Origin of the sequence: Promicromonospora aerolata (assembly GCF_042682255.1) — a bacterium.
GTDB classification, from domain to species: Bacteria; Actinomycetota; Actinomycetes; order Actinomycetales; family Cellulomonadaceae; genus Promicromonospora; species Promicromonospora aerolata.
Window position 1 is genome coordinate 4,503,443 of record NZ_JBHUHF010000001.1, and the last position, 26,328, is coordinate 4,529,770.

The 26,328-nt window shown below is 72.0% G+C and carries 23 protein-coding genes and 1 riboswitch; of the genes, 13 read left to right on the forward strand and 10 right to left on the reverse strand.

Annotated features, from left to right (window positions below; translation table 11 throughout):
- Positions 1–21: 21 nt before the first annotated feature.
- Positions 22–942 carry an NAD-dependent epimerase/dehydratase family protein gene (locus ACFSL2_RS20150; protein WP_377199541.1) on the reverse strand — a complete coding sequence of 307 codons (921 nt, stop codon included), beginning with the start codon at positions 940–942 and terminating at the stop codon, positions 22–24.
- A gap of 122 nt (positions 943–1,064) precedes the next feature.
- Between ACFSL2_RS20150 and ACFSL2_RS20155 the strand changes: the two genes are divergently transcribed.
- The 4 genes from ACFSL2_RS20155 (at position 1,065) to ACFSL2_RS20170 (ending at position 6,573) form a co-directional block, all read left to right on the forward strand.
- Positions 1,065–1,799, forward strand: coding sequence for a TetR/AcrR family transcriptional regulator (locus ACFSL2_RS20155; RefSeq protein ID WP_377199542.1), 735 nt, complete (start codon positions 1,065–1,067; stop codon positions 1,797–1,799).
- 208 nt (positions 1,800–2,007) lie between these two features.
- Positions 2,008–2,382: a cold-shock protein gene (locus tag ACFSL2_RS20160; RefSeq protein WP_377199543.1), complete on the forward strand. Its 375-nt coding sequence runs from the start codon at positions 2,008–2,010 to the stop codon at positions 2,380–2,382.
- 25 nt (positions 2,383–2,407) lie between these two features.
- On the forward strand, positions 2,408–3,271 hold the full coding sequence (locus ACFSL2_RS20165) for a DUF3027 domain-containing protein (protein WP_377199544.1): 864 nt from the start codon (positions 2,408–2,410) through the stop codon (positions 3,269–3,271).
- The gene (locus ACFSL2_RS20170; protein ID WP_377199545.1) at positions 3,268–6,573 is read left to right on the forward strand and encodes a sacsin N-terminal ATP-binding-like domain-containing protein; all 3,306 of its coding nucleotides are present in this window, start codon (positions 3,268–3,270) and stop codon (positions 6,571–6,573) included. Before ACFSL2_RS20165 ends, ACFSL2_RS20170 begins: the two co-directional genes overlap by 4 nt.
- 15 nt (positions 6,574–6,588) lie before the next feature.
- On the opposite strand, the gene ACFSL2_RS20175 is transcribed toward ACFSL2_RS20170, so the two are convergent.
- Complete coding sequence (locus ACFSL2_RS20175; RefSeq protein WP_377199546.1) at positions 6,589–6,825, reverse strand: DUF2530 domain-containing protein; 237 nt, start codon at positions 6,823–6,825, stop codon at positions 6,589–6,591.
- A 184-nt stretch (positions 6,826–7,009) separates the two neighbouring features.
- Between ACFSL2_RS20175 and ACFSL2_RS20180 the strand changes: the two genes are divergently transcribed.
- Both ACFSL2_RS20180 and ACFSL2_RS20185 read left to right on the forward strand, forming a co-directional pair.
- Complete coding sequence (locus ACFSL2_RS20180; protein ID WP_377199547.1) at positions 7,010–8,086, forward strand: glycosyltransferase; 1,077 nt, start codon at positions 7,010–7,012, stop codon at positions 8,084–8,086.
- Between the two features lie 289 nt (positions 8,087–8,375).
- Complete coding sequence (locus tag ACFSL2_RS20185; RefSeq protein ID WP_377199548.1) at positions 8,376–9,416, forward strand: glycosyltransferase; 1,041 nt, start codon at positions 8,376–8,378, stop codon at positions 9,414–9,416.
- A gap of 18 nt (positions 9,417–9,434) precedes the next feature.
- Here ACFSL2_RS20185 and ACFSL2_RS20190 read toward each other — a convergent pair whose 3' ends face one another.
- Both ACFSL2_RS20190 and ACFSL2_RS20195 read right to left on the reverse strand, forming a co-directional pair.
- Positions 9,435–10,394 (reverse strand): hypothetical protein, encoded by a 960-nt coding sequence (locus tag ACFSL2_RS20190; RefSeq protein WP_377199549.1) that lies wholly within the window; start codon positions 10,392–10,394, stop codon positions 9,435–9,437.
- Positions 10,391–11,347, reverse strand: coding sequence for a sulfotransferase family protein (locus ACFSL2_RS20195; RefSeq protein ID WP_377199550.1), 957 nt, complete (start codon positions 11,345–11,347; stop codon positions 10,391–10,393). Before ACFSL2_RS20195 ends, ACFSL2_RS20190 begins: the two co-directional genes overlap by 4 nt.
- 210 nt (positions 11,348–11,557) lie before the next feature.
- Between ACFSL2_RS20195 and ACFSL2_RS20200 the strand changes: the two genes are divergently transcribed.
- From ACFSL2_RS20200 to ACFSL2_RS20215, 4 genes are all read left to right on the forward strand, one after another.
- On the forward strand, positions 11,558–12,373 hold the full coding sequence (locus ACFSL2_RS20200) for a CAP domain-containing protein (protein ID WP_377199551.1): 816 nt from the start codon (positions 11,558–11,560) through the stop codon (positions 12,371–12,373).
- A gap of 75 nt (positions 12,374–12,448) precedes the next feature.
- Positions 12,449–12,955, forward strand: coding sequence for a CAP domain-containing protein (locus ACFSL2_RS20205; protein WP_377199552.1), 507 nt, complete (start codon positions 12,449–12,451; stop codon positions 12,953–12,955).
- A 100-nt stretch (positions 12,956–13,055) separates the two neighbouring features.
- Positions 13,056–15,146 (forward strand): acyltransferase family protein, encoded by a 2,091-nt coding sequence (locus tag ACFSL2_RS20210; protein WP_377199553.1) that lies wholly within the window; start codon positions 13,056–13,058, stop codon positions 15,144–15,146.
- Positions 15,147–15,165: 19 nt separating this feature from the next.
- Positions 15,166–16,626: an NCS2 family permease gene (locus ACFSL2_RS20215; protein ID WP_377199554.1), complete on the forward strand. Its 1,461-nt coding sequence runs from the start codon at positions 15,166–15,168 to the stop codon at positions 16,624–16,626.
- Positions 16,627–16,663: 37 nt separating this feature from the next.
- Here the strand turns inward: ACFSL2_RS20215 and ACFSL2_RS20220 are convergent, their stop codons facing one another.
- The 5 genes from ACFSL2_RS20220 to serC all read right to left on the reverse strand — a co-directional run bounded on the left by ACFSL2_RS20220 (position 16,664) and on the right by serC (position 21,879).
- The gene (locus tag ACFSL2_RS20220; protein ID WP_377199555.1) at positions 16,664–17,737 is read right to left on the reverse strand and encodes a hypothetical protein; all 1,074 of its coding nucleotides are present in this window, start codon (positions 17,735–17,737) and stop codon (positions 16,664–16,666) included.
- Positions 17,738–17,905: 168 nt separating this feature from the next.
- On the reverse strand, positions 17,906–19,210 hold the full coding sequence (locus tag ACFSL2_RS20225) for an MFS transporter (protein ID WP_377199556.1): 1,305 nt from the start codon (positions 19,208–19,210) through the stop codon (positions 17,906–17,908).
- Positions 19,207–19,650 (reverse strand): MarR family winged helix-turn-helix transcriptional regulator, encoded by a 444-nt coding sequence (locus ACFSL2_RS20230; protein ID WP_377199557.1) that lies wholly within the window; start codon positions 19,648–19,650, stop codon positions 19,207–19,209. The genes ACFSL2_RS20225 and ACFSL2_RS20230 overlap by 4 nt, the downstream gene beginning before the upstream one ends.
- Before the next feature lie 148 nt (positions 19,651–19,798).
- Entirely contained in the window at positions 19,799–20,650 is an 852-nt protein-coding gene (locus tag ACFSL2_RS20235; RefSeq protein WP_377199558.1) for an MHYT domain-containing protein, read from the reverse strand.
- A gap of 119 nt (positions 20,651–20,769) precedes the next feature.
- Positions 20,770–21,879 (reverse strand): phosphoserine transaminase, encoded by a 1,110-nt coding sequence (serC, locus tag ACFSL2_RS20240; RefSeq protein WP_377199559.1) that lies wholly within the window; start codon positions 21,877–21,879, stop codon positions 20,770–20,772.
- An 83-nt stretch (positions 21,880–21,962) separates the two neighbouring features.
- Here serC and ACFSL2_RS20245 point away from each other — a divergent pair, with 83 nt between their 5' ends.
- From ACFSL2_RS20245 to ACFSL2_RS20255, 3 genes are all read left to right on the forward strand, one after another.
- Positions 21,963–22,679: a metal-dependent transcriptional regulator gene (locus ACFSL2_RS20245; RefSeq protein ID WP_377199560.1), complete on the forward strand. Its 717-nt coding sequence runs from the start codon at positions 21,963–21,965 to the stop codon at positions 22,677–22,679.
- A gap of 176 nt (positions 22,680–22,855) precedes the next feature.
- Positions 22,856–23,030: riboswitch (cyclic di-AMP (ydaO/yuaA leader) on the forward strand.
- Positions 23,031–23,032: 2 nt separating this feature from the next.
- Positions 23,033–23,827 (forward strand): C40 family peptidase, encoded by a 795-nt coding sequence (locus ACFSL2_RS20250; RefSeq protein WP_377199561.1) that lies wholly within the window; start codon positions 23,033–23,035, stop codon positions 23,825–23,827.
- A gap of 164 nt (positions 23,828–23,991) precedes the next feature.
- Positions 23,992–24,963, forward strand: a complete 972-nt coding sequence (locus ACFSL2_RS20255) for a universal stress protein (RefSeq protein WP_377199562.1) — start codon at positions 23,992–23,994, stop codon at positions 24,961–24,963.
- An 84-nt stretch (positions 24,964–25,047) separates the two neighbouring features.
- On the opposite strand, the gene ACFSL2_RS20260 is transcribed toward ACFSL2_RS20255, so the two are convergent.
- Positions 25,048–26,328 (reverse strand): aspartate aminotransferase type Ic, encoded by a 1,281-nt coding sequence (locus tag ACFSL2_RS20260; RefSeq protein ID WP_377199563.1) that lies wholly within the window; start codon positions 26,326–26,328, stop codon positions 25,048–25,050.

The window sequence follows — 26,328 nt, forward strand, 5'->3', positions numbered from 1 at the left end:
CGTTCCACGCCTGGCGCGGCCTCAGCCCTGTGCGGTCCGGCGGCAGACCTCCTCCCACGGGGTCGGGGCGATGCCGAAGCGGGTGCGCGCGGCGGAGTCGTCCAGCACGTACGGGCGCTCCCACTGGTAGACGATCTCGCGCATCTCCCGCATGAACGGGGAGACCAGCGCGACGGCGCCGAGCGCTGCGCCGCGGAGGGCGGAGATCCGTACTGGCGGCTTGCCGACGCTCGCGAGGACGTCCGTCAGGGCCTGCGCCTGTGTGACGGGCGCGTTGCTCGGCACGTGCCAGACCTGGCCGTGGGCGCCGGGGTCCTCGGCGGCGGCGACCAGGGTGCGGGCCGCGTCCCGCACGTCGGTGAACGTGTGCGGCTGGTCGGTGCGGCCCATCATCGTGACGCGCCTGCCCTCCCGCGCGTCGGGTACGAGGCGCGAGATGTGGCCGTTGCCGCCGACGCCGAGGCCCATGTAGTCGGAGCCACGGATCTCGACGGCGCGGATCCGTCCGGCGTCGTGCGCCGCCTTGGCCTCCGCCCACATCCGGGCCCGGAGGCGGCCCTTGTGGTCGGTGGCGGCGTCGGGCAGGTCCTCGGAGATCGGGCCGTCGACCGGGCCGTACGGGTAGAGCGTTCCGGTGATCGCGTAGACGGCGCCGGAGCGCTCGGCGGCCGAGAGGAGGGACGCGGCGAGCGGGGGCCAGACGCGCTCCCACTGGGTGTAGTCGGCGGGGTTGGCGCAGTTGTACAGGTGGTCGGTGCCTTCGGCGGCCCGGGCGAGCGCGTCGGCGTCCGAGGCGTCGAGGGCGACGTGCTCGACGCCGTCGATCCCGGTGCTGCGTCCCGAGCGGCTCGCGACGGTGACGCGGGACCCGCGCTCGGCGAGCAGGCCTGCGACATGGCGGCCGACGGGGCCTGCTCCGACGATGAGGTGGCGGTCAGTCATGATCGATGCTCCATTCTGAGAGCGGTGCTCTCTTGTGCGATCAGCCTGCCACGGCCGGACATGCCTTGGCAAGAGCGGTGCTCACGTTTGTGTGCGGTGATCCACCGTGGCAGCCTGGGCGCATGAGTCCGGCCCGCACAGCTCGCGCCCTCGCCCGAGAGACCATCACCCGCGAGATCCTCGACGCGGCCAGAGCGCGCCTCGGGACCGACGGTCCTGCCGCGTTGTCCCTGCGCGCCGTCGCACGCGACGTCGAGATGGTCTCCTCGGCCGTCTACCGGTACTTCCCCAGCCGGGACGCGCTGCTCACCGCGCTGCTCATCGAGGCCTACGACGAGCTGGGGGACACCGCGGAGAGCGCGGACGCCGGCGTCGCCGACCGCTCCGACCACGCGGCTCGCTGGCTCGCGACCTGCCGCGCGGTGCGGGCGTGGTGCGTCGCCCACCCGGGGGAGTTCGGGCTGCTCTACGGCACGCCCGTGCCCGGCTACGCCGCACCACGGGACACCGTCGACCCCGCCACCCGGGTGGTGCGGGTGCTCGTCCGCATCGTCGGGGACGCCTATGCGGCGGGCGCCCGACCGCCGGTGGTGCCGGATGCACGGGCCGCCACCGATCCGTCGACCGTCGCGCCCGCGCTGTCGTTCATCGCCGAGCACGGCCTGATGGCGGAACCGGACCTGTCGGACGACGGGCTGCCCGAGGTGGTCCGCCGTGCGCTGATGGCGTGGACCGCGCTGTTCGGCGTGATCTCGTTCGAGCTGTTCGGGCACCAGGTGGGCTCGGTCGCCGACCCCGAGGCGTGGTTGGACGAGGTGGCGCTCCGGCTCGGCGCCGACCTCGGGATCCGGGCCTGAGGGCCGTTGGGGGCCTCGTGCGAGACGGCTCCGGCGACGGCGTCCGGGCGAAGAGTGCCGAATGCATGCGACGTGGTGGGCATCTGCCCGGTAACCTGGTGCCTCCGGCCGGCGGTGGCGCGCTCAGCTCGCAGCAACCAGGCCGTTCTGAGTAGTTTCTCTGAGCAGTTTCGACGAGCAGTACTGACAAGCACAGAAGAAGGTCGTAGTGCCCACCGGCAAGGTTAAGTGGTTCGACACCGACAAAGGCTTCGGTTTCATCGCCAACGAGGACGGAGGCGAGGTATTTCTGCACGCCTCCGCCCTGCCCGAGGGCGTAGTGCCCAAGCCGGGCGCTCGGGTGGACTTCGGAGTGGCCGACGGCCGCCGTGGTCCCCAGGCGCTCGCCGTCAAGGTGCTGGACGTTGCCCCGTCGGTCGCCAAAGCGAAGCGGAAGCCCGCCGACGACATGGCTGTGATCGTCGGCGATCTCACGCAGATGCTGGACCGCGTAGCAAATGACCTGCGCAAGGGGCGTTATCCGAAGAACCCGGAGACGCTAGCCAAGATGCTGCGCAAGGTCGCAGACGACTTCGACGCCTGACACCCCCCACGAGGTCCTGAGGAACATGGTCACGACCATCGCGCCCGCCACCCGAACACCCACCCGGAGGATCGCCGCACGCTCGAGCCGGGACGCCGTGCTGAACGGCGCCACCGAGCTCGCCCGCGCCGCCGCACAGGAGGTCGCCGAGCGGCCGGACGACGTCGGGGAGCACCTCGGCACCCTCTTCGAGGACGAACGGGTGGTCTCCCACCGGTTCGCCGCCACGATGCGGGGCTACCGCGGTTGGCACTGGACCGTCACGGTGACGCGCGTGCCGCGCGGCCGGACCGCCACCATCAGCGAGGTCGAGCTCCTGCCGGGCGACGAGGCGATCCTCGCCCCCGCCTGGCTGCCGTGGTCCGAGCGCCTGCGCCCGGGTGATGTCGGCGCCGGCGACGTGCTGCCGTTCCGTGCCGACGACCCCAGGCTCGAGCCCGGGTACACGGCGACGGGCGACCCCGAGATGGACGAGGTCGCGATCGACGAGCTCGCGCTCGCCCGGACCCGTGTGCTGTCCCCCCAGGGGCGGGCCGAGGCCGCGGACCGCTGGTACCGCGGTTCGCGCGGGCCCACCACGGCGGGTGCCGTCGCGGCAGCGGCCGAGTGCATGACGTGCGCGTTCCTGATCCCGCTGTCCGGGTCGATGGGACAGCTCTTCGGCGTGTGCGCCAACGAGTGGTCGCCCGACGATGGCAAGGTCGTCTCGCTCGACCACGGCTGCGGCGCGCACTCGGAGACCGACGTCGAGGAGCACCCGACCGACTGGCCGGCGCCCGCACCGCTGATCGACGAGCACGAGGTGGAGACCGCCCAGCTGGTCGCCCCCCGACCGGTCCAGGACGCGGCCGCCGAGCACCCGGGCAACGGGGACGAATCCTCCACGTGACCGACGATCCCTTCGGCACCGGCGCGCTGCGGCGCGCGGTGACCGAGGCGTGGCGCGCGTCGCCGACCCGTTTTCGCGAGGACGCGAACGCCGAGGAGGATCACGCCCGGGGCTACTACCGCGACCGGGTGGTGGTCGAGCTGGCACAGAACGCCGCCGACGCCGCCGCGCGGGCAGGCGTGCCGGGGCGGCTCGTCCTGCGCCTGGAGCCGGTCGGTCCCGGTGCCGGTGGGTCCACCGACGACGGTGGGACCGGCGGCGATACGGGCTGGCGGCTCGTCGCCGCGAACTCGGGGGCGCCGCTCGACGCCGACGGCGTCGCGTCACTGGCCTCCCTCCGCGCCTCGGCGAAAACCACGGTGCCCGGCGGCGAGGTCCCCGGACCCGGCGGCGTCGTGGGGCGGTTCGGCGTCGGGTTCGCGGCCGTGCGCTCCGTGTCGGACGACGTGCTGGTGCGCTCCCGGGACGGTGGTGTGCGGTTCTCGCTCGCCGCGACCCGCGCCGTGCTGGGGCACGGACCGGACGAGACGCGCGACGCGGACCCCGGTCCGCTCTCCGGTCCCGGTCCCGGTCCCGGTCCCGGTCCCGGTCCGGACGGCCGGCAACCGACCGATCTCGTCGACCAGGCCCAGGCGCGTGGCGATGCACTGCCCGTACTGCGGCTCCCGTTCCCGGCAACCGGGACCGCGGCGGACGAGCCCGACACCGTGGTCGAGCTCCTGCTGCGGGACGCCGACGCGGTGGCCGCCGTCAGCGCCCAGCTCACCGCGCTCGACGACGCCCTCCTGCTCGCCCTCCCCGCCCTCGACGAGGTGGTGATCCAGGACGACTTCGCAGGTCAGCCGGGTTCTGACCGCCCGGACACCGCGGCGTCACCGAGCCGGCGCGTGCTGCGTGACGTCGGTTCGCGGTGGCGGGTGCACCGGGCTGCGGGGGCCCTGGAGCACGACGGGTCGCTGCCGTCGGAGGCGCGCCGCCCGGACTGGTCGGTGCTCTGGGCGCTGCCCACCGCCGGGGCCGGCGTGACGGAGCGTCCGATGCTGCACGCGCCGACCCCCACGGACGTCCGGCTCTCGTTCCCGGCGCTGCTCATCGCCTCGTTCCCGGTCGACCCGGGGCGGCGCGGCGTGCTCCCGGGGCCGACGTCGGACCGCGTGGCTGCCGAGGCAGGACGGGCCTACGCGGCGTTCCTGGGTGAGCTCGGCGCGGACCGCGAGGTCCTCGGTCTGGTGCCGACCGGGCTCCCGGCGGGCGACGTCGACGCCGCGATCCGGAGATCGGCCGACGACGCGCTGCGCGACACCCCGCTCCTCCGGTTGAGCACCCCCTCGACCTCAGCACAGCGGGTCGCGCCGAGAGATGCCGTCTTCCTCGCCGGGCCGCTGGGTGAGGAGGCCGCGCTCGCGCGGGCGCTCGCCGGTGGTGCCCCGTCGGCGCTCGTCACGGTGCCGGTGCGCCATCAGGCACTGGCCCGCTCGCTGGGCGCCGACCCCGTGGACCTCGCCGACCTCGTCGAGATGCTGCCACCCGACCCCAGGCTGGTGCACGCGGCCCTCACGGCCCTCGCACCCCATGCGAGCGAACCCGCGGTCCTCGAGGCCGTCGCCGGGGCGCCGCTCCCGCTCGCCGACGGCCGCGTGACCCGGGGCGCACGGGGGACCGTGCTGCTGGCCGCGCCGCACCTCGCCGGGATCGCCCGCGCCCTCGGGGTCCGTGTGGTGCACCCGGAGGCAGCGCACCCCGTGCTGGAGCGCGCCGGCGCCACGCCCACCACGCCGCGCGGGCTGCTCGCGGACACCGCGGTCCGGTCGGCGGCGCTCGCCGCGGCGGAGGACGTGCTGGACGACGGCGACGGGGAACAGCTCGGGGCGGTGCTCTCCGCATCGGGGTCCGCCTCCGCGTCGGGACCGGACTCCGCGTCGGCGGCCGACGATCCGGGCGGGTTCGACGACCCGACGCCCGCCGAGACGGTCTCCGCGGTGCTCGAGCTCGTGCGCCTCGCTGCCGCCGAGCCCGGGGCCGACCTCCCGTTCTGGCTGGGCGAGCTGCCCGTCGTGGCGGACGGCGACGTCGTTCCGTTGCGTGAGGCGGCGCTGCCCGGGACGTGGGCGGCGCGGTACCTCGACCTCGCCCTGGTGCGGGACGACGTCGTCGAGCGCTGGGGGACGCAGTCCCTCACCGCGGCGGGAGCCAGGGCCGACCTGGGCGTCTACCGGCTCGTCGACGTGCTGACGCCCGACGACGGCGACGATGCCGACTACGGGCCCGACGATCCGGCCGGCTGGCTCTCCGACTGGGACGAGTATCTTGACCACCTCGCGGACGAGCTCGGTCCGGGTGTGTGGATCGGTGACGTGGCGGCCATACCGGACCTCGACGCGCTGCGGGATCCCACGGAGGGCGATCCCGCCGACGGGACGCCGCTCGCGGCGGCGCTCGACCGCATCTCCGCCGAACCTGATCTGCGCCGCGCCCTGCTGACCCCCGTGCGGTCGCCCGACACTCCCGGCCGCGAGGCCCTGTCGTACCCGGCGTGGTTCCTGCGCCGCCGGCTCGGTGGCCCGTTCGCGCTCAGCGACACGCCGCTCCTACCGCCTGCCCCACCGGAGACCGCCGGCCTCGGCGACGACCTCCTGACGGCGCTCGGCGGGTTGTACAACCTGGCTGACCTGCCCGGACACGAGTGGCAGACGGTCCTGGACCGTCTGCCCGCCGCACGGGGGGACGACCGGCCGCCCGTCGACGTCGCGCGTGCCGTCTGGACGGGACTCGCCGCGCTCGCGCGGGCCGACGACGCGCGGACGATCGCCCCACCTCGGCTCCCCGCGCTCGGGCCCACCGGCGTCACCGTCGAGAGCACCGACGATCTCGCGGTCGCCGCCACGCCCCGGTGGGCGCAGCTCGGCCCCGTGGTGCCGGCACCCCCCGACGTCGCCGAACGGTTGGCGGACCTGCTGGACCTTCCGTACGAGGGCGCCGCCGATCTCGTCCCCGACGAGCCGGGGGAGCCGGTCGACCTGGATCCCCGGGTCCGTGCCCTCGTGCCTGGCGCACCCGCGACCTGGCGTCGCCACGCCGTGCTCACCGTGGACGGCACCCGCGTCGCGTGGTGGGCGTCGGAAGACCCGGCAGGACCGGGAGTCGCCCATGCCACCTCGCCGGAAGGGCTCGCTCGCGCGCTGGCCGAGCTCACCGGGGCGGACGTGCTGCTGCTGGAGGCGGCGCTGCGGGATCCGGCACGGGCGGAGGAGCTGAGCGCGGAACGCGCCTGGGGGTCGAGCGCGGAACGCGCCTGGGGCTGAGCGCGCGGCGGCGTCCTACCGGTGCCGGCGTGCCCAGATCAGGCCGAGACCGCCGAGCACGATGCCCGTACCGCAGATGGCGATGGCCTCGGCGCCGCCCCGGCCGGTCAGGTGGAGCACCAGCGTCACGACGAGCCCGACCGCGAACAGCCCCATGCCCAGGCCGAAGACCCGGAAGAGGTCGGCGCGCGGTGCCGGCGGGCTGGGCCGGCGCTCCTCCGGGTGGGCCAGCAGGGAGCGGATCGTTGGCACCTTGCGATTCTACGGACAAGAGCGGGTCAAGCCCGTTCATGCTCTCTGCGCGTCCGGGGTGAATTCGGTGGGTCGCCGACCGGCCATCGTCCCGGGTGCGCAGTACCGGTCAGGGGAATACCATCTACAGCCATTGCCGGGTGTTCAGCTCCCTGGATCTCTGTGCATCTCGTCGGAAAGGGGCATGGTGCGTCTAGCGCGCGGCATGGGTGGAACCGCCGATCCTGGAGAACCAGCAGGTGCCGAGCCGGCCGTCCGTGACCGGATCCGTGTGCTTCACGTCCTGCCCGCTCCGAACGGCACCACGCAGTACGTCGACCAGATGATCGGGGCAGCGGCGCCCGAGATCGTGATCCGCACGTTCTCGTGGCCTCGGGCGGTCTTCGGCGCGTATGACGTGCTGCACGTGCACTGGCCGGAGCTCCTCGTGCGGCAGCGGACCTGGGTCGGCCGGCTCGTCGACGTGGCGCTCGCCTACACGCTCCTGCTACGGCTCGAGCTGACCGAGACACCGGTCGTGCGCACAGCGCACGACGCCACGTCGCACGAGTCCCGCCATCGCCTGGTGCGGTCCGTCCTGGCGACGCTCGACCGCCGGGCAGCCCTGTGGATCAGGCTCGATCCCACCACGTCGCTGCCGCCCGGCGTGCGCAGCGTGACCATCCCGCACGGCCACTACCGGTCGGTGTTCCCGCCCGATCCCGGCAGCAGGGCGGAGCCGGGCCGACTCGTCCTGTTCGGTCAGATCCGCCGGAACGCTGGGATCGAACGGCTGCTCGACGTGTTCCGCGCCGTCAACGACCCGGTGATGCGCCTGACTGTCGTCGGAACGTCCCTGGACCCGACCCTCGCCGACCGCGTCGGGGCGGTCGCCGCCGCCGACTACCGGATCGAGGCGAGGCTGGGGCCCGTGCCCGACGACGTGCTGGCAGGGGAGGTGCGTCGCGCGGAGCTGGTGGTGCTGCCCTCCCTGGAGACGCACGGCTCCGGTGCCGCACTCCTCGCGCTCTCGCTCGACCGGCCGGTGCTCGTGCCGCGCAGCGCCGCGACGGACGCGCTCGCTCGGGAGGTCGGCGAGGGCTGGGTGATCATGTTCGACCGTGTGCTCCAGCCGGCGGACCTCCTCCGGGCGGTCGCCGTCGCGCGGATGACCCGGGAGCGGGGGAGGCGGCCGCACCTGGGCGCGCGCGACTGGGAGCAGGTCGGTCGGCGGCATGCCGAGGCGTACCGCAAGGTGGTGCCGCACCTCGCCGGTCGGTGACTTCACGAACAGGCCGGCGGTTACCCGCCCGGCGAGTCACGGCAATCGCGAGAATGCGGCTATTGCGAATTATCGAGGATATCCGGTGATTTGAGCGCCACTCCTCTGCCGACGTGCGGACATTCGTTGTCGCCAGCCGGGAACAATGCGTGGATCTGTGTCACTGAGGTTTCTTTGCCGCGCCTACCTGCGCTTTCATTGGTAATCTGACCCGACGTTCGGTGGAAAGGCGCTCGCTGGAACTCTTCTCCGGTGCAGGGCGATCTCGGCACGCGACGGAGGGGCGTTGTTGCGAATTCTGCATGTCGCGGACCGGTATTCCGGAGGAGTCGGCCGCGCGATCGACCGCATGACGGAGCTGGTCCCGGAGGCCGAGCACCATCTGCTGTCCTCGGGTGTCGGGCGCACCCAGGGGCACGGCGTCTACGCGAGCACGGCCGGCCTGCCGGACGGGTTCGTCGCCAGGGTCCGTGCGGTCCACCAGATCGTCGACGAGATCGCGCCCGACGTCGTGCACGCGCACTCGGGCCCGGCCGGGATGTACACGCGGGTCCGGAGGCTGCCGGTGCCCGTCGTCTACCAGCCGCACTGCTACTACTTCGAGCGGCCGCGACTTCCGGGCCCGGTCCGGCACGGGGCCCGAGCCCTGGAGCGGGCGCTGGCGGCGAACGGTTCGGTGGTCGCGGTGGTGAGCCCGCGAGAGGAGCGGGTCGCCCGGTCCCTGGGCATGCGCAACATCGTGCGGGTGCCCAATGTCCCGTCGTCCGCGGCGGTGCGGGAGGCCGCGACGCGCTCCGGGGTGGTCGCGACCAACCCGCGGACCGTCACGATGGCCGGCCGTATCGTGGCCCAGAAGGATCCGCAGTTCTTCGCGGAGGCCGCCCGGCTCGCCCGCCGGTTCGACCTGGACCTGCACTTCCGCTGGCTGGGCGACGGCGAGGAGACCCTCGTGCGCACCCTGACGGACCGGGGCGTCGAGGTCACCGGCCGGCTTACCGTGGACGACGGCGTGCGCCGGATGGCAGCGTCCGACGTCTACCTGCACTCCGCCGCGTACGAGGGGTTCCCGATCAGCGTGCTGGACGCCGCTCGCGTCGGTCTGCCGACCGTCGTGCGGGACATACCGGCATTCGAGGGCACCCGGCTCACCGTCGTCGAGTCACCGGCAGAGGCCGCCTTCGCCGCTCATGCCGCCGTCGAGGACCCGGAGCAGCGGCTGCACATGGTCGAGTCGGGCGACTGGCTCGTCGGCGCGATGGACGAGTCGGCCCTGCACGACGGCGTGCTCGAGGCATACGCGACCGCGACCGGAGGGGCACGCGTGGTGTGACGGCTGCCCGGTGCGCCGTCAGCGCGTGGTGTGCGGCCGCCGGCGGAGCATGCCGCTGACGCCCTGCCGGACGAGCGACGGCACCACCTCGCCAGGGACCATGCGCGCGATGCGCCGGGCCGGTGACGCCGCGGTCCTGCGGTGGACGTAGGGGTAGAGCGCACGGAGCCGGTCGAACTCGGCGCGGGTCCCCGCGTCGTCGTGGTCGGGGAGGGCGTCGAGCGCTGCCCACGTATCGTCGGCCAGCGTACGCAGCGTCGCGGGGACGGGTACGTCGCGCCAGGTGACGCCGGCACGGTGCATCGCGGGGTCGACGAACGCGTCCACCCGCTCCACCGCTGCCATGTCCTCCGGGTCGACCATCGGCAGGCCGAGCGCCGCGGCGGCCCCGAAGACGGGTTCGTCCCAGTCGTGGACGATGTCCGCGTAGCGCAAGAAGGCCCGGGGTGTCGCCCGGGTGGCGAGCTCCGTCCCGAGCATGAGGTTGATCCATCCCGCCACGTGGTCGACCAGCCCGCGCCCGGGGTCGTGGTCGGCCTTGCTGCGGACCACCTCCGCCGGGGGGCGGAGCACGGTGAGGCACGACGCCGGGTTCCCGGCGCTCGTGGCCGCCTCCAGCCAGAGCTCGAGGAACCAGAGCAGCCGGGGGTCGTTGATGACGAGGTCGCCGTGCGCGGCCACCTGGGCACCGAGCCAGGTCCGGATCTTGGCGAGCGCGCCGCCCTCGGTGCTCGCCCGGTCGACGAGGTGCCAGGCGATGGGACGCGGGTCGGAGGGCTGCACGTCGGCCGACCGCAGCAAGCCGTCGTGGAAGTCCACCACCCACTGCGGCTCGGCGGAGCCGCGCGGGCTGGTCGGGCCTGCCGCTGCCTCCGGTCCGGGGACGTGCAGCCCGAACTGGCGCAGCACCCCGGCCAGCAGGCTGGTGCCGCTGTGGCAGGAGCCGGTGACATAGACGACGCGTGCGGACCGCGTCATCGGGCGTCGGCCGCAAGGACGGCCGGGGCGCCGCGGACCACCGGAGCCCACGGGGCGGCCTCGTCCAGCGTGCTCAGGTCGTAGCCGTGGGCGCGGATGCGGTCTCCGAGGTGCTCGTTGACGACGTTGCGATAGCGGGGAAGCAGCGCGGCGTCGGTGACGTCGCGGAGCAGGTCGGCCCGGGGCGTGCCGCTGCGGGAACCGAGGTTTCCGACGTGGCTCCGGACCCGTCCGGCCAGCTGTCCTCTGCCGCCGGTCTGCCACAGCTCCGCGTAGCGGTTGCTGCGCCCCGCGTCGATGGCGCCGACCGCCTCGGCGTCGAGCTCGATACCCAGGAACTCCGCGACCCGGCCGAGCTCCCGCGTGGGATCCCGCATCAGGTGCTCATACCGCAGCACGAGCAGGTTCTCGATGTGCAGAGCGTCCTCCGCGAACACGTCGTGCGCGTGCACCCAGTGCTCGACGAGCCGCGGGAAGCCGTAGGTGAACCGTCCGCGGGTACGCGTGGCCCACTTCCGGACCGCCAGCGCCTGCACCACCGGGTGCCGCGTGACGACGATGAAGCGCGACCTCGGGAAGATCTCCTGGAAGTACCGCATCTTCGTGAGGTTCGGTGACGACTTCTCGACGAGCACCGTGCGGTCGACGTCCCAGTAGGGCGACCAGCTCTGCCAGAGCCGCGCTCCGGCATCGGGCACGCGCCGCGCGTCCTCCTCGGTGAGGTGCGCCTGCTGATGAAACGACCATTCGGACGTATTACCCAGACCACCGAGATAAACGTCCTGAATATGCTGGCCCTCGTCCAGCACGTTGCCGGTTCCGGTCAGCACGGAGGCGTCGTCGCTCGCGCCGATGATGCGGGCGACGAGGGTGGTGCCGCTGCGATGCAGCCCGCCGACAAAGGTCAGACGACGGTCGTTCCACGGCGTGCTGCTGGTGCTCGTTCCGGACATCAAGAACCTAAGGTGGTCGGCGGGAAAGGGGCGTTCTGCCCCGTAAAAGTATGCGATGAATGTTCCGCGTGCGACCTGAGCCCGGCAATTCCCGCCGCCGGTGCTCGACCGTCACGGTGTCCCTCTGCGGCCGTTCGGTGGTTGCGGTGTTTCGGTGCTTATCGTCCGGGCTATTCCGTCCTGTCGAGATCGCCGGTATTGTCCGGGCTTGTGTTCCCAGCGCGCTGCACGACGTCGTCCGCGGCTCCACCGGGCCGCGCCCTGCGCCGCGCCGCCCGCGTGGTCCTGGGTGTGGCGGTGGCCGCCTGCCTGACGGCGTGCGCCGGGGTGCTCGACCCGGGCGCCGAGCCGATGCCCGCTCCGGGGATCGCCCCAGGTGTGGTGGGCGCCGCCGCTCCCGTGGAGGCGGCGCCCTCGCCGCGGCCGACGTCGGTGGGATCGATCCAGGGGGAGCACACCCAGGAGTCCGCCGCGGTGGACGTACAGCCCGCACCGGCAGGTTCGGCGTCGCGCGGCGCGGGCCGTGAGCCGACGCCGGAGGCCGGCGAGGACGCGGCTCCGAGCACTGGCGCGGACCAGGGAGCTTCCGGCGGCGGCTCCGCCGGCACGGGCTCGGGCCCGGGCGCAGGCTCGGACGAGGGTGACCCGAGCGCCGCCGAGCAGTACGCCGTCGACCTCGAGGACGCCGTCAACGGGCACCGCACCGCGAACGGACTTCCGGCCCTGGCCCACGACGCCTGCGCGTACGACGTGGCGCTCGAGCGGGCCGGCGCGCTGGTCGGGAAGGAGCTCGCGCACGCGCCGCTCGAGCCGATCTTCGAGGCCTGCCCCACCGACGCGGTCGCGGAGAACCTGGCCAAGGGTGCGTGGGCGCCGTCGGAGGCGGCGCAGGGCTGGATGGACTCCGAGGGGCACCGCGCCAACATCCTGGACGGCCACCTGACGCGCGGCGCGGTCGCCTGCGTGCCGGACGGCGGGGACACCGCCGCCCCGGTCATGATCTGTGCCCACGTGTTCCTGGGCTAGCCGTACCGACGCGGCGCTGTCGGACGGTGCTGCCTCCGGTTGTGGAGGGTGGACGCGCGGTGTCGAATCGACGTCGTGCGCCGCACCCCGACCGGCTTCGCCGTCCCGCTCCTGACCGTCGCCGTGCTGCTCACCGCCTGCTCGACGGCGCCGGACACCGCCCCGCGCGGTCCCGAGACCTCCGGCAGCGTCGACCTGACCGACCCGGAGCAGTACGGGGCAGTCCTGGAGGCGGGGGTGAACGCGGCCAGGATCGAGCAGGACGTGCCGCCGCTGGAGCACGACGCCTGCCTCGAGGCCGTCGCGGTCGGCCGTGCCAAGGCTCTGGTCGGAGCGCCGGAGCTGGTGCACGCACCCCTGCGGCCGGTGCAGCGGAGCTGCCCGGGCGACACGGTCGCCGCCGAGAACCTCAGCCGCACCGGGCGCCCGCCGCAGGACGTGGTGCAGGCATGGCTCGACTCGCCGTCGCACCGGGACAACCTCGTCGACGGGAACCTGCGGCGGGGTGCGATCGGGTGCGTGCGCGACGGCGGCACGGCCGCGGCACCCGTGCTGATCTGCTCGCACGTGTTCCTCGGTTGAGCAGCTCTCCCCACACCCTCCCCGAGAACGCGTCAAGCCCACCCGATGCGCCCGTTATGGTGTGAGCCGCGCACCCGTCCGGAACGACAGCAGGAGAAAAATGGCGCAGGGGACGACCACTGCCGTCGGCCGACCCAGCGGGCCGAGCACCGAGCCCCGCGGCACCGGCGCCGACACGGCCCCTGCCGGACCGGGCACCGGTCACGCGTTCCGCACGGACATCAACGGGCTCCGGGCCGTCGCGGTCCTCGCCGTCGTCGTCTACCACGCCGGGATAGCGATCCCTGGCGGGTTCACCGGCGTCGACGTCTTCTACGTGATCTCCGGCTACCTCATCAGCTCTCTGCTGCTGCGCGAGGTGGACCGCGCCGGTTCGGTCGACCTCGTCGAGTTCTGGACCCGGCGCATGCGGCGCCTCGTGCCGGCGCTCGCGCTGGTCGTGACGGTCACGCTGCTCGCGAGCGTCCTGGTCCTGTCGCCGCTCGTGTGGGGGCGGCTCGCCTGGCACGGCGCGTCCGCGATGCTGTTCGTCTCCAACCTGCTGTTCCCGTACCAGGGGCAGGACTACTTCTCGGACTCCGTCACCCCCAGCCCGTTCCTGCACACCTGGTCGCTCGGCATCGAGGAACAGTTCTACATCTTCTGGCCGCTGCTGATCCTGCTGGCGGTCGCGGCCGCCCGGCGCACCCGTGTGCCGGCCCGCCGCATGCTGCAGGTGCTGTTCGCCGGCACGTTCGTCGTATCGCTCGCCACCTCCGCCTGGCTCACCGCGACCGTCCCCGACTGGGCGTTCTACGTGCTGCCCACCCGCGCCTGGGAGTTCGCGGGCGCCGCGCTGGTCGCGACGCTGCCCTGGGGTCGGCTCGCCAGGCTGTCCGGCCTGCGTCCGGTGCTGCTCCGGACGCTGCTCGGTACCGCAGGGCTGGCACTCCTCGGACTCTCGTTCGCCGTCGTGCACGAGACCGACCCGTTCCCCGGCACCGTCGCACTGCTGCCCGTCGGAGGCGCGCTCCTGGTGCTCGCCGCCGGCAGCATCCCCGCACCGGGCACCTGGGTGGACCGCATGCTCGCCGTGCCGGTGCTGCAGCGGATCGGTGACGTCTCCTACTCCTGGTACCTGTGGCACTGGCCGTTCGTGGTGCTCACCACCGCCGCGGTGCAGAACGACGCGATCTGGATCAAGGTGCTCGCCACCCTCGCTGCGCTCGGCGCCGCCGTTGCCACCTACCGCTGGGTCGAGAACCCCGTCCGGTTCAGCCGCGCCATGAAGTCATGGCGGCGCACCGCCGCGATCACCGTGGCCATCGGGCTCACCGTCGGCGCCGTGACCGTCGGCACCCGGGTGGCGACCGGAGCCGTGCTGCAGCGCGAGCCGTACGCCACGGCCGTCACCGCCGGCACGGAGCCCGACCCGTACGAGTGCGCCGAGACCACCGAGACGGCGTCGGGCATCGAGGTGTGCCTGCTGGGCGACCTCGCCGCCGACACCACCGTGCTGCTGCTCGGCGACTCGCACGCCATGCACTGGATCCCGGCGTTCGACGCGGCAGCGCAGGACGCCGGCCTGCGGCTCGCCGTCCGCTGGCGGCACGGCTGTCCCGCCGCACCGGTCGACGTGAAACAGCCCGCCGAACGCGGACCGTGCACCGACTTCCAGGCCGAGTCCCTGCGGGCCGTCGACGAGCTGCGGCCCGACGCCGTCGTCGTCAGCCAGGCGCAGATCTACGCGGACCGCATGCAGCACCCCGACGGCACCCGCATGACCGCGGGCGAGGCACGAGGCGCCTGGGCGAAGGCGAACGACGAGCTGTTCGCCCACCTCACCGCCGTGGCACCCGCCGTCGTGGCCGTCAAGGACAACCCCCGGCTCGACGTCGACCCGCTCGAGTGCCTCACCCGGCCCCTGTCCGGCCTCGGCGACTGCAGCATGTCGCGTGCGGACGCCGAAGCGTCCAACGGTGACCTGCCGCGTATCAGCGCCGAGGTGTGGACGAAGTACGGTATCCCCACCTGGGACGGAGTGTGGACGGAGACGTGCGACGCGCAGCTCTGCGGCGTCGGCGACACCGACCACCCCGTCTACCGGGATTTTCACCACCTCAGCGTCGACTACGTGCTGACACGGGTGCCGTCCGTGGAGCAGATGCTCCGCGACGCCGTCCGTGGCACGTCGGCAAGCAACCTCGGGTAACGAAGGGGAACATCGGACCATGGCTCACGACCAGGCCCAGGCGCGTGGCGCCATCGACCGGTACTTCAAGATCAGCGAACGCGGATCGACGGTCTGGACGGAGGTACGCGGCGGCCTCGTCACCTTCTTCACGATGAGCTACATCGTGGTGCTGAACCCCCTCATCCTGGGCAAGGTGCCCGACGGGACCGGCCAGTTCCTCGGCGGCGACGCGTCCGGCGGCGACCTGGCCGCGATCGCCGCGGCCACCGCCCTGGTCGCGGGCATCATGTCGATCCTCATGGGCGTGATCGCGAACTTCCCGATGGCGCTCGCGGCCGGTCTCGGCCTGAACGCCGTGGTCGCCTACTCCGTGGCCGCCCTGCCGGGCATGACATGGGCCGACGCCATGGGGATCGTGGTGCTCGAGGGGCTCGTCATCCTGATCCTGGTCATCACCGGCTTCCGCGAGGCGGTGTTCCGGGCGGTCCCGCGGGAGCTCAAGATCGCGATCAGCGTGGGCATCGGCCTGTTCATCGCGTTCATCGGCGTGTTCGACGCCGGCTTCGTGCGCATCCCCGCGTCGCTGGCGACCCCCACCGAGCTCGGCATGGGCGGTTCGGTCGGCACCTGGCCGCTCTTCGTGTTCGCGTTCGGGCTGCTGCTCGCCGCCGTCCTGATGGTGCGCAAGGTGCGCGGCGGCATCCTCATCGCGATCGTCGCGTCGACCGTGCTCGCCCTGGTGGTCGAGGCCGTCGGCAACATCGGGTCGCGAGAGGACAATCCCGGTGGCTGGGCGCTCAACGTCCCCGCCCTGCCCGACTCCGTGGTGGCGCTGCCCGACTTCTCGCTCCTCGGCCAGTTCTCGCTGTTCGGGTCGTTCGCTGCGATCGGTCCCGTCGCCGTGATCCTGCTGGTGTTCACGCTTCTCATCGCCGACTTCTTCGACACGATGGGCACGATGGTCGCCATCGGTGGCGAGGCCGGCCTGCTCGACGAGAAGGGCAACCCGCCGCGCACCACCCGCATCCTGGTGGTCGACTCGCTGGCCGCGGTGTCGGGCGGTGCCGGTTCCGTCTCGTCGAACACGGCGTACGTCGAGTCGGCGTCCGGTGTGGGCGACGGTGCCCGGACGGGGCTCGCCGCCGTGACCACCGGTGTGGCGTTCCTGCTGACCACGTTCCTGTCACCGCTCGTCGAGGTGGTGCCGCACGAGGCGGCCACGCCCGCGCTCGTGGTGGTCGGGTTCCTCATGGTCGTCCAGGTGACGGGCATCGACTGGACCGACCTCGAGGTCGGCATCCCCGCGTTCCTGACGATGATCCTCATGCCGTTCGCCTACTCGATCACGGTGGGCATCGGGGCCGGTGTGATCTCGTTCGTGCTGCTCAAGGTCGCCGTCGGCAAGACCCGCAGGGTGCACCCGCTGCTGTGGGTGGCCGCGGCACTGTTCGTCGTGTACTTCCTGATCGGACCGATCCGGGCCGCGGTAGGCATCTAGCTGGTCCGGTGCGGGCGGGTGGCGGATGTGCGGCGGCCTACCCAGTGATCTGGCCCGAAATCCCGCTGAGTTCGGGCCAGATCACTGGGTAGGCGCGGGCGCGCGCGGGCGCGGGCAGGTCGATGTGGGTGCCCGCGCCGGTGTACTGACCCGGCCGCCAACGATGGGCGGCGAGGACCCTGGCGATCTCTGCGCCGACGCCGCCGGGCTTGTCGTTGTCGGCCGGTTTGAAACGCAGCATGATCACCTGGCCGGACGCCAGGAGCTGGTTCTGCCGTGGAGCGTCCCGGACGAGGGCCTGCTGCGTGCTGTGCGGGCCGATGCCGTCGATCTCCACGACGAGCCAGCGCCCGTCAGGCAGCCGCCAGACGAAGTCGACGCGGGCCACGACCGTGCCGCCCATCACGATCAGGGCCTGGATGTCGTCCGGAGGTGCCCCGTTGTCATGACACGACAACCGGACGAACGACTCGGCGGGCGACTCCGAGCGCGTGTCGACCAGACCGAACAGCTCATGGAGCATGGCGGCACCGTGGCGGCGTCGGACCAGGTCGTGGAGCGCGGCGAGGTCGACCGGGCCGAACCGGTGCGACCGCGCGAGGTCGTCGAGCACGGCGAGGGCGTTCTGCCGTGAGAGCTTGGGGATCGCCTGCGCTGCGGCGTGGTCGATCCGGGCGACCTCGCGGCCACCGATCGTCACGGTGGGAAACGGCGCATGGTCGACGACGGCGACCCCGTGCCGGCGCTGTCGCGGCGACCGGTCCTGACGTGCGACCTCGAGCGAGAAGTCGCGGGGCAGACCGGACACACCGTGCAGCACGAGCGCGCAGCCGCCGGTCGCTACGGTGTCCGGGCCGTGCAGCAGCAGGGCGAACCAGGTGCGCCACCGCGCGACGTGATCGAAGAAGTCGGCCCGGACCCTGTGTGCGAGCGGCACGGGATCGGTGTCGTAGACGCTCCGCGCCGGGCTGGTCCAGCGACCGTGCTTGACCATGCGGCGCCGAACCTCGCGTCCGATGCCGAGCTCCTCGCACTGGAGCGTGGACAGGAGCCCTGCCTGCCGTCGGAGGAGTGGTTCTGCCGCTCGGGGCATCGTGAAGCTCTTTGGCATGGGACCACTCCAGCAGCGCCGAGCCGACCGGGCAGGCCGCCCGACGGCCACCTGTGCACAACGGCGCTCCGACACGCCCTGTGGTCGAGTTCGGACGCGGCGCTACCCAGCGATTGCGCCCGAACTCAGCGCGAGTTCGGGCGCAATCGCTGGGTAGCGGCGGTCGGGTCAGGCCGCTAGGGCCTGCTGCTCCGGTTTCCGGTCCAGCTCCGGGTACGTCACCTGGAGGTACGGGCGGGGGATGCGGTGCGAGCGGGAGAGCCGGGCGCGCACGCGGACGTGCCACGTGCGGTACGCCCACACTGTCGCGAGCACGGTCACCAGCAGCGTCGCCACCGCACCGATCAGCACGGCGTACCGCGGGCCGAACTCCTCGCCGATCCAGCCCACCACCGGCGAGCCGAGGGGCGTGGTGCCGAGCAGCACCATCACGTAGATCGACATGACGCGGCCACGCAGCTCCGGGGCCACGGACAGCTGGATCGCGGCGTTCGCCGACGTCAGCATGGTCAGGGACGCGAAGCCGACCGGGATGCACATCAACAGGTAACCGAGGTAGGTCGGCATGACCGCCTGGACCCCCATCGAGACCGCGAACGCGAACGCGGCACCGAGCACGAGCCGCACCCGGGGGCGTTCCCGCCGGGCCGCCAGGAGGGCTCCGGCGAGCGAGCCGATGGCGAGGACGGACCCGAGGATGCCGTACTCGCCGGCGCCCCGGCCGAACTCGACGCGCGCCATCATGGCGGACGTCAGCTGGAAGTTCAGGCCGAACGTCGAGACCACACCCATGACGACCATGATCACGACGATGTCGCTGCGACCACGGATGTAGGCGAGGCCCTCGCGGATCTGGCCCTTGGCGCGCGAGGCGATCGGCAAGGGCTGGAGGTCGCGCATCCGGGCGAGCGAGATGATCACGGCGCCGAACGCGATGCCGTTGATGATGAACACCCACCCCGTGCCGACAGCGGCGATGAGCAGGCCTGCCACACCGGGGCCGATGAGCCGTGCGGCGTTGAAGTTGGTCGAGTTGAGGCCGACGGCGTTCGCGAGCCGGGTGGTCGGCACCAGCTGGGCCACGAAGGTCTGGCGCACCGGTCCGTCGACGGCGCTCACCACGCCCAGGAGGGTCGCGAACACGTAGACGTGCCACAGCTCGGCCGCGCCGGACAGCACCAGCAGACCGAGCCCGAGGCCCAGCACACCCATGCCGCCCTGCGTGATCATCAGGAGCTTGCGGCGGTCGACACGGTCGGCGAGGAGCCCCGCCCAGGCGGACAGGAAGATGTGGGGGATGAACTGCAAGGCGGTGACGATACCCACGGCGACGCCGGAGTTGTTCGTGAGGAGGGTCAGTACGACCCAGTCCTGGGCCACGCGCTGCATCCAGGTGCCGATGTTGGCGACGAGAGCGCTGGCGAACCAGAGGCGATAGTTGCGGTACTTCAGGCTGGCGAAAGTGGCGCTCATCGAGCGGCGATCCTGATCAGGAGCTCACTGGCTCCTGCGAGGATCTCTCTCTCCTCTCCGGTCAGGGTGGACAGCTGTTTGGTGAGCCAGGCGTCGCGCCGGCGCCGGGTCTCGGCGACCTCGCGGGAACCTGCGGGAGTGAGCCGTACGACGACCTGACGGCGGTCCGTCGCGTGCTCCACCTTTTCGACGAGGCCGAGCTCCGTCAGCGTGTTGACGGCTCGGGTCATCGACGGGGGCCGGACGCGCTCGTGCTCGGCGAGGGAACCGGGGGACATCTCGCCGTGCTTGTGGAGCACCGTCAGGATCCCGAACTGGCCCTCGGGGAGATCGGCCTCGCCGCGTTCGGCACGCAGGCGGCGGGAGACCCGGGTCAGGGCGACGCGGAGGTCGCCCCCGACGGTGGCCGGGCTGCGGCTGGATCTGCGGGAGCTCGACACCGCTCCAGTCTAGATCATTAGCCTTGCTAACGGTACGTGGGTGGGGTCACACCCGCCCGCGCGCACGGGTCGCCCCCCCCCCCCCCCGACGAGCGGAGCGCCCGCCCCACGAGGGGACGGGCGCTCCGAGATCGCTGCCGGACGGAAGTCAGTGCGCGCGATGCGTCTGCGCGAACTGTGCGGGCCCCGGCTGCGGGTCCTGCCGGACGTTCTCGAACTGCTGGCCCTGCTCGCTGTGCGCCTTGAGCCGGTTCTCGAACTCGGCCTGCGTGCGCAGCTCCTCCTCGGTGGGCCAGAGGCCGATACCGAGGATGAGCAGGAACGTCACGACGCTCACCGCCATGACGAGCGGCACGAGAAGCTGCATCGTCGAGGCGCCGGCGGGGACGCTGTCGATCGGGTTGATCACGGTGACACCGGCCATGCCGGTGTAGTGCATGCCGGTCACGGCAAGTCCCATCACCAGGGTGGCGATGATCGTGGCGAGCGTGCCGCGGATGTGCACGGTGCACCACAGTGCGGCCGTGGCCGCGACGATCGCGATGACGATCGAGGCGACGACGTAGACCGGGTTGTAGACGACCTGCGCCGACATCTGCATCGCTTCCATGCCCATGTAGTGCATGGCCGCGACGCCGGCGCCCGCGAGGGCACCGCCGACGAGCATCGCCGCGAGCTTCCGCTTGCCCAGCTCCGTGATGAACAGGCCCGCTCCCACCACGACGATCGCGATCGCCGCGCTCAGGAGGGTCTGGGGAATGTCGTATCGGATGGTCACACCGGAAGCGGAGAACCCCAGCATGGCGACGAAGTGCATCACCCAGATGCCGGTGCCGCCGAGGGCGATGGCGCCGAACACGAGCCACGCCGCGCGCGTGCCGCCCGAAGCTGCTCGGGCTCGGGACGTGCACGCGAGGCCCGTCGCCGCGCCGGTACACGAGATCGCGTACGCCAGCAGAGGCGTCACGATCCCGAAGGTGAAGTGGTCGATCACTGGCATGGTGTTTGAACAGCCCCTCGAATGGTTCCCTCTGTTGCGGAAACGTTACAGAGTCCCTCTGTCTCGGACAATAGGCAGAACCCGCCGTCCAAGGGATATTGCGGACGTGATCATGCTGGTCAGGCGGTTTCGACGAGGTAGTCGACGCACGCGGTGAGCGCTGCGACGTCGTCGGGATCGACGGCCGGGTACATCCCGACCCGGAGCTGGTTGCGCCCGAGCTTCCGGTACGCGAAGACATCCTGCACCCCGTTGGCGCGCAGGTCCGCGAGCACACGGTCGACGTCGATCTCCGCGGCGAGGTCGATGGTGCCGACCACCGGTGACCGCTCCTCGGGGCGCGCGACGAACGGCGTCGCCCACTCCCGGGCCCTTGCCCAGGAGTAGAGGATCTCCGCGGACGCCGCGCTGCGCTTCGTCGACCACTCGAGCCCGCCCTGGTCGAGCAGCCACTCGACCTGGTCGGCCAGGAGGAGCAGCGTCGCGACGGCGGGCGTGTTGAGCGTCTGGTCCTGGCGTGAGTTCTCGAGGGCCGTCGTGAGCGACAGGAACTCCGGCACCCACCGTCCCGAGCCCTCGATCCGCGCGGCGCGCTCGACGGCAGCGGGGGAGAGTACGGCGAGCCACAGTCCGCCGTCGGCCGCGAACACCTTCTGCGGTGCGAAGTAGTAGGCATCGGTCTGGCTGAGGTCGACGGGCAGCGCACCGGCTCCGGACGTCCCGTCCGTGAGCACGATGGCGCCGTCGGACCCGGCCGGCCGGAGCACCGGGGCGACCGCCCCCGTGGAGGTCTCGTTGTGCGGGGTTGCGTAGGTGTCCACGCCCTCGGCCGTCTCGAGGTAGGCCACCGTGCCCGGCTCCGCCGCGATCACCTGGGAGGGCTCGAGGAACGGGGCTCGCGACGTCGCGGCGGCGAACTTGCCGCCGAACTCGCCGAAGGCCGCGTGCTGCGCCCTGCGCTCCACGAGGCACAGGGTGGCGAGGTCCCAGAAGGCCGTGGCGCCTCCGTTGCCGAGCGCCACCTCGTACCCGTCGGGCGCGCCCAGCAGCTCCGTGACACCCTCACGAATGCGGTGCACCAGGTCCTTCACCGGCGCCCGTCGATGTGACGTACCCAGCACGTGCGCGTTCGCCACGAGATGATCGACCTGTCCCGGGCGCACCTTGGAGGGGCCGGAGCCGAAACGGCCGTCGGTGGGCAGCAGGTGTGGCGGGATAGTCAGTGGCACAGAACTAGACTAGAACCTGGGCCGACGCCCGGGCCGCACGTGTCCAGGGCGACTGGGCGGCTGTGCGCATGACGGGAGCTGACGTGACGGATCTGATCGACACCACCGAGATGTACCTCAAGACGATCTACGAGCTCGACGAGGAGGGCATCACGCCCCTGCGCGCGCGCATCGCGGAACGCCTGGGGCATTCCGGACCGACGGTGTCACAGACTGTCGCGCGCATGGAGCGCGACGGGCTGGTGATCGTGACCGGCGACCGGCACCTCGAGCTCACCGAGCTGGGCCAGGACAAGGCCATGCGCGTGATGCGCAAGCACCGTCTCGCCGAGCGCCTGCTGACCGACGTCATCAAGCTCGACTGGGAGCACGTGCACGTCGAGGCCTGCCGCTGGGAGCACGTCATGAGCGACCTCGTGGAGAAGCGCCTGGTGGGCCTGCTCGACCACCCGCACCACGACCCGTACGGCAACCCCATCCCGGGCCTGTCGGAGCTCGGTGAGGCCTATACCGACGTGCCGTTCCTGAGCGGTGTGATCTCGCTGCCGTCGGCGTTCGAGGCAGCGGCGAAGAAGGGGGTCAGGGGTGAGCCGCTCGCGGCGTCCCTCACCCGTATCGCGGAGCCGCTGCAGACCGACGTGGAGCTGCTCGCCCGCTTGTCCGACGCCGGCCTGGTGCCCGGCTCGCGCATCACCGCCGAGCACAGCGACGGCACCTACACGGTGACGGTCGACGGCGCGGGTACGGCGCTGGAGCTCGGTGAGGACCTGGCCCGCCACCTCTTCGTCGCGACCGCCTGAGCCGGTTCGCCGACCACCTGAGTCGGTTCCGAACCGTCCGGTTTGTCGGAAACCTGCCACCCAAGGTACGACACGTCATGGCATTCGTTGCCGGAACGTGACATTGAGGGTGAGGTCCGGTACGTTCAGACCGCTCCCGCGGAGTTGTTCGTGGGGGTCCTCGGACGGACGCCGAACTCTGTCACCGGCCGGGGTCCAATACGACCGCATGACAGAGGCGGGGGACCCACCAACGGGCGCCAGGGTGCGTCCTCGGGGTGAAGCCGGGCACTCCTTCGGGATTGCACGGCCGGGTGATTTCTCCCACCCGAACCCGACAGCTGACCTCGAAGGCGTACAAGGAGAGGTAATACGTGACTGCACGTACGACTCGCGCTCGTCATCGGGCTGCGCGACGACCAGTAACTCCGCTCACCGAACTCGCCCAGAACGCCGCGGTCGGCCGCCGTACCGCCGTCGCCGCCGCGGGTGGCGCGCTTCTCGTCTCGACCTTCGGTGGCGCGATGGCCGCACAGGCCGCGCCCGTCGAGGCCGGCCACGCGAAGATGAACTCGGTTGACCTCAACGCACTGACGTCGCAGGCCCGCCAGGCGCTGACCAACGCCCCGGTCGTGACCGTCGCACCCGACGCCGAGCTCAACGTGGAGAAGGCCGCGGTCTCCGTGGTCTCCGCCGCCGAGAACGAGGACTACCAGGCAGAGCTCGCCGCCGCCGAGGCTGCGGAGGCCGCCGAGGCTGCTGCCGCCGAGGCCGCTGAGGCTGCCGAGGCCGCTGCCACCACGACGGCCGCGTCCGTGGACGTGCCCGCGTCGGCGATCGGCAACTCCGTGATCTCCGTCGCGAGCCGCTACGTCGGCGTCCCGTACGTCTCCGGCGGTTCCTCGCCGAGCGGGTTCGACTGCTCCGGCTTCACCGCGTACGTCTACGGCCAGCTGGGCATCCCGCTGCCGCACTCGTCGGGTTCGCAGCCCAGCTACGGCACCCAGGTGCCGGCGTCCGAGGCGCAGCCGGGCGACCTGATGTGGACCCCCGGGCACGTCTCGATCTACGCCGGTGGCAACACCATGATCGACGCGTCCAAGCCGGGCACCGTGGTCGACTTCCGCACCATCTGGCAGTCGAACCCCACGTTCATCCGCATGGGCTGACCCCAGCCGCGCACGACCACCAGCCAGAGCGCCTGTCCGGACCATCGGGCAGGCGCTCTGTCGTGCCATCGTTCTGCAGTCGTCATGCCTCCGGATACCCACAACGTGCCCGCCGCCGGTAGCGTTGGGAGTGCAATGGTGCTTGGGCGAAGAAAGGTCTGGCGATGACGCGATCCGAGGTCGTACTGGTCGGGGTGGACGGATCGGCCGCTAGTCTGCATGCGCTCGACTGGGCGACCGCCTACGCACATCGTGTGGGTTGGTCGCTGCACATCGTGTGCAGCTATTCCCTGCCGTCGTTCACGGCCGCTTCGCTCGACGGCGGGTACGCCGCCCTCGACGACACGACCATCCAGGAGGGCGCCAAGTCGGTGCTCGCCGAGGCCGAGGCCCGCGTGGCCGACGCCGGGGTGCGTGCCACCACCGAGGTCGCCACCGGCGACGCGGCGGGTGTGCTCGTGGAGCTGTCCGCCGACTACGGGCTCGCCGTCGTCGGGACGCGCGGCAGGGGTGGATTCACGGAGCGGCTCCTGGGCACGGTGTCGTCCGCGCTACCCGCGCACGCCCAGTGCCCGGTCGTCGTGGTCCCGCTGCGTGCGGAGGCCAACCGAGGCGTCTCCTGGAGCGTGCCGGGCACTGCTGCCGGCGGTGCGGCAGAGACACCGACCGCCGTCGCGCCCGGCGCTGCCGAGATCCGGGAGGTGCGCCGCATCGTCGTCGGCGTGGACGGGTCGCCGCAGGCGGAGCGTGCGCTGCAGCACGCGATCGTGCAGGCCAACGCATGGGGCGCGGAGCTGACGGCGGTGACCGGCGTACCCGTGGGGAACACCGGCATGCTGGCGTGGCTGCCGTCCACGATCGACCGTGAGCAGGTGCTGGCCGACATCGCGGTGGGCATGGACGTGCTGGTCGACCGGTACGAGGCGGAGAACCCCGGCCTGCGGATCCGGCGGATCGTGCTGGACGGTACGGGCGCCGAGCTGCTGACGGAGTTCTCCACGGCGTCCGACCTGGTGGTGGTGGGCTCGCGTGGCCGCGGCGGGTTCCGCGGGCTGCTGCTGGGCTCCACGAGCCAGGCCGTGCTCCACCACTCGGCGTGCCCGGTGTTCGTGGTCAACAAGCACTGCAACGACTGACCGGTCAGGCGCCCTCGAACGTGTCAGACCCTCAGGTCACCGGAGTGACCTGAGGGTCTGACACATCGGGGCGGTGCTGACAGGTCAGTCGACGTGGGCGGCCTCTGCGGCCGCCAGCAGCACGCAGGTGGCCACGCCGTCCATCGCCGTGCGCACCTCGTCCAGCGGGGGCATCGAGGGCGCGAGGCGGACGTTCTTGTTCTCGGGGTCCTTGCCGTACGGGTAGGTGGCGCCCGCCGGCGTGAGGGCGATCCCCGCCTCCTTGGCCAGCTGCACCACGCGCGAGGCCGTACCCGGTGCCACGTCGAGCGACACGAAGTAGCCGCCCTTGGGCTCGTTCCACGACGCGACGTCGTACCCGCCGAGGCGCTCGGTCAGGATCTGCACCACGGCCTCGAACTTGGGCGCCAGGATCTCGCGGTGCTTGCGCATGTGCTCCCGCACGCCGTCGGCCGAGCCGAAGAACATCGCGTGCCGCAGGTGGTTGAGCTTGTCCGGGCCGATCGACGCCACCGACAGGTGCTTCTTGTACCAGGCGATGTTGGCCGGCGAGCCTCCGAGGAACGCGACACCCGCGCCTGCGAACGTGATCTTCGAGGTGGACGCGAAGAGGAGCACCCGGTCCGGGTGGCCTGCCTCGGCAGCCAGCGCGATGGCGTCGGGGCTCGTCACCTCGTCGTCGGTCAGGTGGTGCACCGCGTACGCGTTGTCCCACAGGATGCGGAAGTCCGGGGCGGCGGTCGGCATCGAGACCAGAGCACGGGCGACGGCGTCGCTGATGACCGCGCCGTCCGGGTTCGAGTAGGTGGGGACCACCCACATGCCCTTGATGGTGGGGTCCGACGCGACGAGCTCGGCCACGGCGTCGGCGTCCGGACCGTCCGGCGTCATGGGCACGGGGATCATCTCGATGCCGAGGGCCTCGCACACGGTGAAGTGCCGGTCGTACCCCGGGACGGGGCAGATCCAGCGCACCTTCTCCTCGCGCGCCCACGGCTTCGGCGACTCGGGGAAGCCGAACAGCTCGGCGAACGTGACGACATCGTGCATGAGCGTGAGCGACGCGTTGCCTCCCGCGAGAAGCTGCTCCACCGGTACGTCGAGCAGCTCGGCGAAGATGCGGCGGACCGCGAGCCCGCCGTCCAGCCCGCCGTAGTTGCGCGCGTCCGTGCCCGTGTCGTCGGCGTGCACACCGATCCCGGGCAGGGCGAGCAGGGGCTCGGCGAGGTCGAGCTGCTCGGCCGACGGCTTGCCGCGCGTGAGGTCCAGCTTCAGGCCCTTGGCCTGAAGGTCTGCGTAGGCCTGCTGCAGCTCGTGGAGGGCCGGGAGCGTTGCGGTGGTGTGGGACGACGTCGTAGTGGTCAC

Excerpts from the sequence above, each read along its gene's own strand:
- ACFSL2_RS20150 (WP_377199541.1), bottom strand. The coding sequence starts at position 942 with ATGACTGACCGCCACCTCATCGTCGGAGCAGGCCCCGTCGGCCGCCAT.
- ACFSL2_RS20155 (WP_377199542.1), top strand. The coding sequence starts at position 1,065 with ATGAGTCCGGCCCGCACAGCTCGCGCCCTCGCCCGAGAGACCATCACC.
- ACFSL2_RS20165 (WP_377199544.1), top strand. The coding sequence starts at position 2,408 with ATGGTCACGACCATCGCGCCCGCCACCCGAACACCCACCCGGAGGATC.
- ACFSL2_RS20180 (WP_377199547.1), top strand. The coding sequence starts at position 7,010 with ATGGTGCGTCTAGCGCGCGGCATGGGTGGAACCGCCGATCCTGGAGAA.
- ACFSL2_RS20190 (WP_377199549.1), bottom strand. The coding sequence starts at position 10,394 with ATGACGCGGTCCGCACGCGTCGTCTATGTCACCGGCTCCTGCCACAGC.
- ACFSL2_RS20195 (WP_377199550.1), bottom strand. The coding sequence starts at position 11,347 with ATGTCCGGAACGAGCACCAGCAGCACGCCGTGGAACGACCGTCGTCTG.
- ACFSL2_RS20210 (WP_377199553.1), top strand. The coding sequence starts at position 13,056 with ATGGCGCAGGGGACGACCACTGCCGTCGGCCGACCCAGCGGGCCGAGC.
- ACFSL2_RS20215 (WP_377199554.1), top strand. The coding sequence starts at position 15,166 with ATGGCTCACGACCAGGCCCAGGCGCGTGGCGCCATCGACCGGTACTTC.
- ACFSL2_RS20220 (WP_377199555.1), bottom strand. The coding sequence starts at position 17,737 with ATGCCAAAGAGCTTCACGATGCCCCGAGCGGCAGAACCACTCCTCCGA.
- ACFSL2_RS20225 (WP_377199556.1), bottom strand. The coding sequence starts at position 19,210 with ATGAGCGCCACTTTCGCCAGCCTGAAGTACCGCAACTATCGCCTCTGG.
- ACFSL2_RS20235 (WP_377199558.1), bottom strand. The coding sequence starts at position 20,650 with ATGCCAGTGATCGACCACTTCACCTTCGGGATCGTGACGCCTCTGCTG.
- ACFSL2_RS20255 (WP_377199562.1), top strand. The coding sequence starts at position 23,992 with ATGACGCGATCCGAGGTCGTACTGGTCGGGGTGGACGGATCGGCCGCT.